This window comes from Trichlorobacter sp., from assembly GCF_030247655.1.
Lineage (GTDB): Bacteria > Desulfobacterota > Desulfuromonadia > Geobacterales > Pseudopelobacteraceae > Trichlorobacter.
In genome coordinates, this window is record NZ_JAOTRZ010000104.1 from 1 (window position 1) to 9,578 (window position 9,578).

The 9,578-nt window shown below is 50.4% G+C and carries 12 protein-coding genes; 10 read left to right on the forward strand and 2 right to left on the reverse strand.

The window, feature by feature from the left end; all coding sequences use genetic code 11:
- The 6 genes from OEL57_RS10095 to OEL57_RS10120 all read left to right on the forward strand — a co-directional run.
- A partial coding sequence (locus tag OEL57_RS10095; RefSeq protein WP_300740240.1) for a type III pantothenate kinase occupies window positions 1–291 on the forward strand: 291 nt, incomplete at its 5' end.
- 48 nt (window positions 292–339) lie between these two features.
- Window positions 340–2,424, forward strand: coding sequence for an elongation factor G (gene fusA, locus OEL57_RS10100; RefSeq protein WP_300740242.1), 2,085 nt, complete (start codon window positions 340–342; stop codon window positions 2,422–2,424).
- An 87-nt stretch (window positions 2,425–2,511) separates the two neighbouring features.
- Window positions 2,512–3,510, forward strand: coding sequence for an SPOR domain-containing protein (locus OEL57_RS10105; protein ID WP_300740244.1), 999 nt, complete (start codon window positions 2,512–2,514; stop codon window positions 3,508–3,510).
- Window positions 3,511–3,521: 11 nt separating this feature from the next.
- On the forward strand, window positions 3,522–4,424 hold the full coding sequence (locus tag OEL57_RS10110) for a hypothetical protein (RefSeq protein ID WP_300740246.1): 903 nt from the start codon (window positions 3,522–3,524) through the stop codon (window positions 4,422–4,424).
- Between the two features lie 163 nt (window positions 4,425–4,587).
- The gene (locus OEL57_RS10115; RefSeq protein ID WP_300740249.1) at window positions 4,588–5,247 is read left to right on the forward strand and encodes a hypothetical protein; all 660 of its coding nucleotides are present in this window, start codon (window positions 4,588–4,590) and stop codon (window positions 5,245–5,247) included.
- Window positions 5,244–5,930 (forward strand): MgtC/SapB family protein, encoded by a 687-nt coding sequence (locus tag OEL57_RS10120; protein ID WP_300740251.1) that lies wholly within the window; start codon window positions 5,244–5,246, stop codon window positions 5,928–5,930. Before OEL57_RS10115 ends, OEL57_RS10120 begins: the two co-directional genes overlap by 4 nt.
- Here OEL57_RS10120 and OEL57_RS10125 read toward each other — a convergent pair.
- A complete protein-coding gene (locus OEL57_RS10125; RefSeq protein WP_300740252.1) occupies window positions 5,917–6,507 on the reverse strand; it encodes a methyltransferase family protein in 591 nt (196 codons plus the stop codon). The two genes, OEL57_RS10120 and OEL57_RS10125, sit on opposite strands and share 14 nt — an antisense overlap.
- A gap of 113 nt (window positions 6,508–6,620) precedes the next feature.
- Here OEL57_RS10125 and OEL57_RS10130 point away from each other — a divergent pair, with 113 nt between their 5' ends.
- Window positions 6,621–7,448 (forward strand): cytidylate kinase family protein, encoded by an 828-nt coding sequence (locus tag OEL57_RS10130; RefSeq protein WP_300740255.1) that lies wholly within the window; start codon window positions 6,621–6,623, stop codon window positions 7,446–7,448.
- Here the strand turns inward: OEL57_RS10130 and OEL57_RS10135 are convergent, their stop codons facing one another.
- Window positions 7,449–8,309: a PHP domain-containing protein gene (locus OEL57_RS10135; protein WP_300740258.1), complete on the reverse strand. Its 861-nt coding sequence runs from the start codon at window positions 8,307–8,309 to the stop codon at window positions 7,449–7,451.
- 89 nt (window positions 8,310–8,398) lie between these two features.
- Here OEL57_RS10135 and OEL57_RS10140 point away from each other — a divergent pair, with 89 nt between their 5' ends.
- From OEL57_RS10140 to OEL57_RS10145, 3 genes are all read left to right on the forward strand, one after another.
- Window positions 8,399–9,055 carry an endonuclease III domain-containing protein gene (locus OEL57_RS10140; RefSeq protein ID WP_300740261.1) on the forward strand — a complete coding sequence of 219 codons (657 nt, stop codon included), beginning with the start codon at window positions 8,399–8,401 and terminating at the stop codon, window positions 9,053–9,055.
- A gap of 127 nt (window positions 9,056–9,182) precedes the next feature.
- Window positions 9,183–9,263, forward strand: coding sequence for an NAD(P)-binding domain-containing protein (locus OEL57_RS17060; RefSeq protein WP_414718514.1), 81 nt, complete (start codon window positions 9,183–9,185; stop codon window positions 9,261–9,263).
- Between the two features lie 31 nt (window positions 9,264–9,294).
- Window positions 9,295–9,578 (forward strand): NAD(P)-binding domain-containing protein (locus OEL57_RS10145; protein ID WP_300740263.1); only part of this gene is annotated, 284 nt, incomplete at its 3' end.

The window sequence follows — 9,578 nt, forward strand, 5'->3', positions numbered from 1 at the left end:
GAGGCCCTGTTTCAGCGCGCCAGCAAGCTACCCCGGGTTGATATCTGTCGCCCCCCCCAGGCCATAGCCAAAAACACAGTCAATTCGATGCAATCCGGTATTTTTTACGGGTATGTAGGGTTGGTGGATGGTATTGTGGAGCGGATCAGGCAAGAGAGTCGTGATCAGACTCGGGTGCTGGCCACCGGTGGTTTGGCTGCCCTGATTGCACCGGAATCAAAGAGTATCGACGAGGTCGATGAATTTCTTACTCTGGAGGGATTGAGGATTTTGTACGAACGTAACCGGTAATTCCTGAAAGTTGTCATGCACCTATCAACGTAGACAAGGAGGCAGCGCATGGGGACGTATCCAACGGAAAAGATTCGTAATCTTGGAATTGTGGCACACGGTGGGGCCGGCAAGACATCGTTGGCTGAGGCGATCCTGTTCAATACCGGCATGATTGACCGTCTGGGGCGGGTGGATGATGGTACCTCAACCATGGATTTTGAGCCTGAAGAGATTAAGCGTAAGATTTCTATCTCATCAGCTTTTGATCACTGCGAGTGGAATGGACATTCGATTCACTTTGTTGATACTCCCGGTTACGGCGATTTTATTGGTGATACCCGTGCCTGTATGCGTGCACTGGATTGTGCCGTGGTGATTCTCTCGGCTATATCAGGGGTTAAAGTCCAGACTGAAGAGGTGTGGGAGTGGGCTAGTGAATTTGAGATTCCTCGCATCGCCTTTGTGAATAAGATGGACAAGGAACGGGCAAACTTCCTGCGGGCCATCGACGATATGGAAAAGAGTCTCAAGGCCCGTGGTGTGGCAATTCAGATGCCGATCGGTGCAGAAGAGTCCTTTGAGGGGGTGGTTGACCTGATCAGGATGAAGGCCTGCAAGTATGCCAAGGATGGCTCCGGTGGCTGCCAGGAGATCGATATTCCGGCAGACTATCTTGATGAAGCCCAGCGCCTGCGGGAGCATATGGTTGAGATCGTGGCTGAGGCCTATGATGCTCTGACGGAAAAATACCTGGAAACCGGTGAACTGAGTGAGGAGGAAATTCTGGATGGCCTGCGGGTCGGTACCATGCGTAATACCTTCACGCCGGTGCTATGTGGTTCTGCCACCCTGAATGTAGGCGTACGTCAGTTGTTGGGTGCTGTTTGCGATTTTCTGCCCTCACCGCTGGATCGCACCAAGGCGGTAGGTACCAATCCCAAAAATAATGGTCTGGTTGAGCGTGGGCCGGATGAAAAAGAGCCGTTTTCCGCACTGGTGTTCAAGACTACTTCAGATCCCTATACCGGAAAGATCACCATCTTCAGGATCTATTCCGGTACTCTTAACTCTGACTCCACCATCTATAATGCCAGTAAAGGGGTTGAAGAGCGGATCGGTCAGATCTATGAGTTGGAAGGCAAGAAGCAGAAGCCGCTTAAGCAGGCCTTTGCAGGCGATATTGTTGCTGTTGCCAAGCTCAAGGAAACCGTGACCGGCGATACCCTCTGTGATCCCATTCATCCAATTGTTTATGAGCCTGCCAAGCAGTTGTTGCCGGTCATTTCCTATGCCATAGAACCAAAGACCAAGGCGGATGAAGACAAGATTCATAACGCCTTGCATCGGTTGATTGAAGAGGAGCCGACCCTTGAATCGCACCGCGATCCTCAGACCAAGGAGTTTATTATCTCAGGACTTGGGCAGGTGCACCTGGATGTGATTGTTGAAAAAATGAAGCGCAAGTTTAATGTGGATGTGGTACTGAAGACTCCAAAGGTACCGTACTTTGAAACTATTCGGGCAACCGCAAAAGTACAGGGCAAGTACAAGAAGCAGTCCGGTGGTCGTGGTCAGTATGGAGATTGCTGGATCGAAATGTCACCAACCGGACGTGGTGAAGGCTATGTTTTTGATGACAAGGTTGTCGGTGGCGTGGTGCCCCGTCAGTATATCCCGGCCGTTGACAAAGGTATCCAGGAAGCAGCAGTAGAAGGGTACTTGGCAGGCTACCCGGTGGTTGACTTCAGGGTAGCACTGTATGATGGTTCCTTTCATACGGTTGACTCTTCGGAGATGGCGTTTAAGGTAGCAGGTTCCCTGGCATTTAAAAAGGCAATGGAGCAGTGCAAACCGGTGTTGCTGGAACCGATCGTTAACCTTGCCGTAACGGTGCCGGACGAAAATATGGGGGATGTGATTGGTGACCTTAACTCCCGTCGCGGCAAGGTTGTCGGAGTGGAACCAAAGGCAAACTCCCAGACCATCAAGGCGGTGGTCCCGATGTCAGAGGTGTTGGCCTACTCCAATGACCTGAAATCCATGACCAGCGACCGTGGTCTGTTCAGTACCGAGTTTTCGCACTACGAAGAGGTGCCGACCCATCTGGCACAAAAAGTTATCGCTGAAGCTCAGGCAGCAAAGAAAGATTAGCTGATTAGAGGGGTAGGAGTCGTATTGCGGAGGTTTCCGCTCTTGGCTTGTATTCCCACAGATCCAGCATTTACGGAGGTGTAGAGTATGGATTCAAAGTTTAATAACAAGACGACTGAAGGCGAGGCACAGGCTCAGCCCCAGGAGAAAGGTCGTCAGACCGGTATGGTGGTGCTGTTATTGCTTCTGTTGGGCGGTTTTGGGTATCTCTACTTCTTTACCGGCCTGATCCGGCCCCAGGAGCAGCCACCGGCTCCCCAACCGCCGCCTCAGGTGGTTAAACAGCCGTTGCCAGCTCGTGATGCTGCCCCGGTTGATGCAGCAACCCCTGCTGAACAAAAGGCACAGGCAACATCTTCTGCACCAGTATCTGCCGCTCCAGCTGTAGCTAAACCGGCTGATACCAAGGTGGCTGTTACGCCTACCTCCAAAACAGAAGAAAAGAAGCCTGCCGTAAAGGCTGTTGCTAAGCCTGAGCCGTTAAAGGCTGCAGTGGCGCCAGCAGTAAAGAAACCGGAGGCCTCAAAGCCGACAATGCCAGCCAAACAGGCTGAAAAAAGTGTGGCAGAGGTACAATCAGCCCAGTCAAAGCAGGCTGTACCTGCCCGTAAAGCTACTGTAGCCCCTAAAAAGAATGGACCATGGACTGTTGTGGCCGGTTTGTACGTCGTGGAAGAGACTCTTGCTGCGGACATGATCAAGGTGAAGAATGCGGGCTTAACGCCATTGATGACCAGTGGCCCCAAACGCCCGGTCGCCATGCATCGCCTTTTTTACGCCGAGTATGGCATAAAAGATGAGGCTAAACAGGCGGTTGAAAAACTGCAACGCACTTCCGGTGGCGGATTCTCTGTTCAGCGTGGAGACAAGCATGAGGTATATGCCGGTTCCTATGCGGTGTTAAGTGGCGCACAGGCAGAACAACAGCGTCTGGCAGCAGCCGGTGTCAAGGTGACCATCAAAAAGAGTCAGGTTTCGCTTGCATCCCGCAAGTTGACCGCTGGTACCTTTACTGATCGCAAGGCAGCGGATGATGCGCTGAAAAAGCTGAAGTCTGCCGGTATTTCTGCCGCAGTACTTGAATAGCAGGGTGTCTGGTGTCTGAATCGGTCAAAATCAGTATCCCTGCTTCGGTCGCGGCCTTTGTCCGGCCAGGTACACCATTGGAAGAACGCCTGCGGGGGGCACGGGGTGCCGTAGACCTCCCCCCCCGCGAGTTGTTGCTTTTGTTGTTTTGCCTTGGCAAGGATAGTGATACCGAGGTGCGTCGGCTTGCCGCTGACAGCATGGCCCTACTGGATCAACAGCTGGTCGTGTCTGTTTTGGCGGAAGGTGGTTTTCACCCCGCTGTGTTGCACGCCCTGGCGCTTATCTGTGGCAGGAATCCGGCTATTATGTCTGCCTTGCTGGCAAGCCCGGAATTGGCTGTGCCTACCCGTGATCTGCTTCAGACCCACTTTCCAGATGTTGCAGAAACAACAACGGATGGTGAACAGGAAGACCAGGCTCTGGCCTCAGATACAGTGGATGATCTGGATGACAAGGAAGCTGATGATCCAGAGGCTGAAACTACTGAGGATGATGACGAGTATCTGAGTAAATATCAGTTGGCCATGGAGATGGGCATTAGCGAAAAGATCAAGATGGCGCTGAGCGGTGACAAAGAATGGCGCAAGATCTTGATTAAGGATGCCAATAAGCTGGTGAGCAGCGGTGTTGTTAAAAATCCCCGTATGTCAGAGCCGGAAGTCCTTACACTGCTTAAGTCTGGGGTACAGAACGATGAAATTATGCGCCTGATCTGTGCCAACAAAGAATGGGTGAAAAACTATCAGATCCGTAAGGCGCTGATTGAAAATCCCAAAACACCACTGGCTAATGCATTGCGTTATCTTGGAACCATGAATGATAAAGATGTTGCCAACTATGCTAAAAGTCGCAATATCTCATCTGTGGTTGCAACACAGGCAAAACGGTTGCTGATGAATAAAAAGCGATAGATTCCAGAAACAAGGCCTCTTTGATATGGCGGTAACTAATCACGCAAAACGTGAAATAAATGCAAAAATAGTCTGTTTTGGCCCCCCGGGCAGTGGTAAGGGGGAGCTGTTTCGGTTTATACACCAGAGAATCAAACCAAGTCTGTGCAGCCCGCTTAAAACGATGTCTGCCGGGCAGGATTCGCTGCTTTTCTTTGATTATATCCCTTTTGAAACATCCAGTCTTGACGGCTATCGTATCCGCTTTCACCTTTACACCATGACCGGACCGGTGGTTAATCCCGGCACCTGGAAAATGACACTTAAAGGGGTTGACGGTATTGTGTTTGTGACACATGGCGGGGGGGAAGCGGTAGAGGATGCTGGTGACAGCTTTCAGCTATTAAAGGCTATGTTGGGCAGTTATGGCAGAAGTTTGCATGGTCTGCCCAAAGTCTGGCTTGCTTCTGATGCTGCAGATGGTCGCGGCAGATCTGAGCTTGCTGACTGTTTTGATAGTAGCAGGACCGTTATCTGTTCCCAGCATACCGGTGAAGGGGTATTACAGGCGTTGGCCCTGCTTTCCCAGGAAGTGCTGCATGAATTGCGAAATCAGTATGAACCGGCATCTGAAGCAGCCGTTCAAGATGTGCCAGCTGAATCCTTGACGAACGTGAGTCTTGATCAGTCAGCCCGGCCACACAACGTCATCACGCTGCCTGAGTTGAAAATCTCTCTGGCTGGGAGCAGTTCATTTATTATCCCCTTGACCATTCAGGGCGGTGAAACTATCAAGCGTTGTAACCTGCGTTTTTCTGTTCAGCTTGAAGAAGAGCTTTTATGACCCTTTCCCCCTTTGAGATACAGTTGCTGATTCGCCTGCTGCTGGCCACCTTGCTGGGGGGCTTGATTGGTTTGGAACGTGAGCTCCATGGCCGCCCAGCAGGTTTTCGTACGCACTTGATGGTTGCGTTAGGGGCGGCCCTCTATATGGGGGTTTCACTACATTTCTATCAGGAATATGGCGGCATGTCCGGTAATCTGGCTGTTCGCGTTGATCCAGGACGGGTAGCAGCACAGATAGTGGTCGGGATCGGTTTTTTAGGGGCAGGGGCCATTATACGCGAAAATGCTTCTGTGCGTGGTCTGACAACGGCTGCCTGCCTTTGGGTTGCTGCAGCTATTGGCACTGCTTGCGGCGCTGGTATGCTTCTGATTGCTGTGGTGGTGACAGCTATATCGCTGGTCAGTCTGCTTGTTCTGAAGCGGATTGAAGAGGGATTGAACAGGGATACCTATCAGCAGGTAATAATAGTAAGTAATTACCACGAGGGACAATCAGAACGAATTGCCCAGGCAGTACGTGATTGTGGCTCGGATATGATGGAAGGCGGTGTTGATCGGGATGTTGCAGCTGGCACGGTGACGTTTGAATTCCGTGTCAGGGTGGTGAGCGGAAGACCAACCTGCAAGCTGGTTGATTCTTTGTCACTCCTGGAGGGGGTTAAACGGGTCAGTCTTCGCTGATTTGTTGGTTCATTCGGGGTATGAGAAAGGGGACCTTCTTCTGATACTGGCGGTAGGTCTCGCCAAGCAGACGGGTCATGCGACGTTCTTCAAGCAGGGCGCCTACAATGAAGTAGGGGATGCTAAACAGCGTAAGCACTATCCAGCGGGTTGTTATTACAGGATTTAACAGTAAAAACAGAATAGCCAACAGGTAGAGCGGGTGCCTCACAACAGCGTAACAGCCTGTCGTTGTCAGGCTGGGACGTTCATCTGCATTAACAAGACGTGTTCCAAGAAAATCAGCAAGGCCGGTTTGCCGTAGGCAGACCAAACCTGTCCAGAGCATGATAAACTGTAACCCATGGAGCACAAGACTCCAGATGCCAGGTAGAACGTAGAGTACGCTGGTTGATTGCCAGGCCAGCATAACCCAACCGAACAACAGTAGTGAAGACAGGTTGTAGGCAAGGCGATAGCCTGTCAGGGGGCGTCCTGCAAGACGCTTGATATGGTTTTTTACCCTTGGTGCCGCCAGCAGTGAGTGGATGATGCAAAAAAAAGTAAGTCGCATGGTAAAGTCAAGGCTGTCAGACACGGTGTCCCCCTTTGCTTGAGTCTTTAGCCTAGCATTGCTATCTTGTGCAGACAAGCTGAACGTGCTAATTAAACGTTGTATACACTTAGTTTTAACCGGAGGAGTAAGTTCAGATGGCGATTATTACAATTTCCCGTGAAATGGGAACCGGTGCCTATGGCATTGCCAAGGAACTGGCAAAAAAACTGAAGTATACCCTGGTTGATGGCCCCAAGCTTGCTACTTGCGCTGCAGAATACGGGCTTTCTCTGGAAATGTTACAGGCCGTGGATGAGAAGCCACCTTCATACAATACGGTTGAAGATAGGGCCCGGGCTGCCTCTTTAAATTCGATTGAACTGATCCTGCTGGACCTCGCCAAGAAAGGTAATGTTATCTTGTATGGTCGTGGTGGACAGGATCTAGTGCAGGGATGCGGCAACGTTCTTCGTTTGCGTTTTGTTGCTGATTTTGAGGAGCGGGTAGAACGTTTTGCCGAGCGGGAGTGGATTGATCCAGACCTTGCACAGGAGTTGATTCGGCGCAGTGATCACCAGCGTGGTGGTTTCATACACTTTTATTTTGATCGTGACTGGAATGATCCCCTTGGCTATGACCTGACCTTTAATACCTCACGTCTTTCCCCGTCTTCTATTATTGATATAATCGTGGCGGCCGTGAAGGATTCGCAGCTGAAAGAAGCGAATTCATGGTCTGTTGATGAAATTGAGAATACAATTCTGGTGAAAAAGATTGAAACCGCCCTGCTTCGTTCGGAAGAACTTGAGTATCGTCCTTTCAGGATTGAAGTGGAGGATGGGCAGGTGACACTGTCTGGCTATATCGGCTCAGAGAAGGAAAAAAGGGCTGCCTTGAAGGTGGCGGCAGGTATTGAGGGTGTTGGCGGGGTTGCTGATAACCTCCACGTCGTTAACTACAAAGAGTTTAAGGATAAATGCTGATCAGCTAGCGGATACTGATCGTTCAGCAGCACGCTTGCGCAAGGGCGGGAGCAAGGCATCGGAAAAACGGATGCCACCCCGCCCTTTTCCTATCAGATCATGCTCTTCAATGCCGTGAAAATCAGACCCTCCGGTCGGTAGTAGGTTTAATCGGTTGGATAAGCCTTGTAAAAACATGGTTTCATGTTCTGTTGCCAGCGTATTGTAAACCTCAATGCCATCTAATCCGAGTTCCTTTAGTTCACTAATCAATGCTGTCAGAATCTGCTGGTCGCGGGTGATGCTGGTGGGGTGTGCCAACACGGCAACTCCACCGATCCGTTGAATGGTTGTCAACGCATCCTCTAGGGACCAATACGTCTTTGGAACGTCGCAACGGACAAGGTAACGGGAAAAGGCATCTTCCATACCGGTCACATAGCCGCGTTGCAGCAGAGCACGGGCAATATGGGGGCGTCCCATGACGCCATCTGCTAGAGCTTCAACTTCAGATATGTTTAAAGGATCTTTCCCTTCCTGTTGCAGGAGCTGATTAACCGCCATGACAATTTCACGGTTTCTGTTGGCCCTGCGAAAAGCAAATGCATCAAGCTGTTCAGTCAGCTCCCGGGCATGAATGTCGATCCAGTAACCCAGTAGGTGAACATCGGAATAGCCTTTGAAGCAGACAGACAGCTCAACCCCGGGAATAACCTCGACGTCACATTGCCTTCCTGTTGCTATAGCAGCTTCAACTCCTCCAATCGTGTCATGGTCGCACAGAGCGATATGGCTGAGTCCAGCCTCTTGTGCTTTCAGGACCAGCTGCTCAGGTGGTAGGACACCATCTGAACAGCTTGAGTGCATATGAAGATCGATCATGAATACTCCCCTTTAAGGTGAGATGCGTCATGCATGAAATACATGTCTGATGGTTGTCAGTTGTCAGACTATCGGCTAGAATAAGTCTTATGCAAGATAACCTGATTCACTATGTTATGACTGTTCTTGAGCAGGAATGTCAACAGTGGGAAACGCCATCAGTGACGGTCGTCTCCGAGCAGTACCGTTCAGCCTTTCATGTGTTGGTCTCGTGTATTATCTCATTGCGGACCAAAGATGCGGTTACTGCTATGGCCTCGGCCCGCTTGTTTGAGCGTGCCGGATCTCCGCAAGAGCTGGTTGGTCTGAATGTATCTGAAATCGCCGATCTGATCTATCCTGCAGGATTCTATCGTACAAAGGCTGAACAGATTCATACGCTTTGCAGGCAGTTGCTCGAAGAGTACGGTGGTGTTGTGCCGGAAGGTCTTGAAGAGCTACTACGCTTTAAAGGGGTGGGGCGAAAAACCGCAAACCTGGTTATGACTCTTGGACATGATAAGCCAGGTATCTGCGTCGATATTCATGTGCACCGTATAACCAACCGTTGGGGCTATGTTGCTGCCAAAACCCCAGACAAGACAGAGCAGCTTTTGCGGGAAAAGTTACCTGGCGAATATTGGAAAAAGATCAATGACCTGCTGGTTTGTTATGGCCAGAACCTCTGTTACCCTGTTTCTCCAGCCTGCTCACGTTGTCGGCTGGCTGACTGCTGTGAACGGGTCGGAGTGCAGCGTAGTCGCTAGTATGATAATATTTTAAACCGCAGTTGTAGATGAAAATCATGGTTGCCACAGTACCGCTTTCAGTGTAATAAATGCAAAGCTGCTTTTGAATAACATTATTTTATTTTATTAATAGGGGGAACTGGAGATGTTGCATAAAATCGGCTTTATTGGTTTAGGAACTGTGGGACGGCATATGGCATCCAATTTGGTCAAGGGGGGGGTATGATCTTACCGTCTTTGATACGGATAGGGCAAAGATTGACGAATTAGTAGCTATTGGAGCAACAGGTGCGGCAACTGCTGCAGAGGCAGCCCGTGGTCGTGAGCTGGTTATCTCCATTGTGTCTGAAGGGGATGAACAGGGGCCTTTGTTTTGTGGTGAAACAGGCATTATGGCCGGTATTGAGCCGGGGACTATTTTTGCCGACATGGGGACAACCTCCCTTGAGACAACGCTCAAGATGGCCGAAGAAACAGCTAAAAAACGTTGCTTCTATCTTGATGCCCCGGTATGGGGCAATAAAGACCTGTCTCTTATACA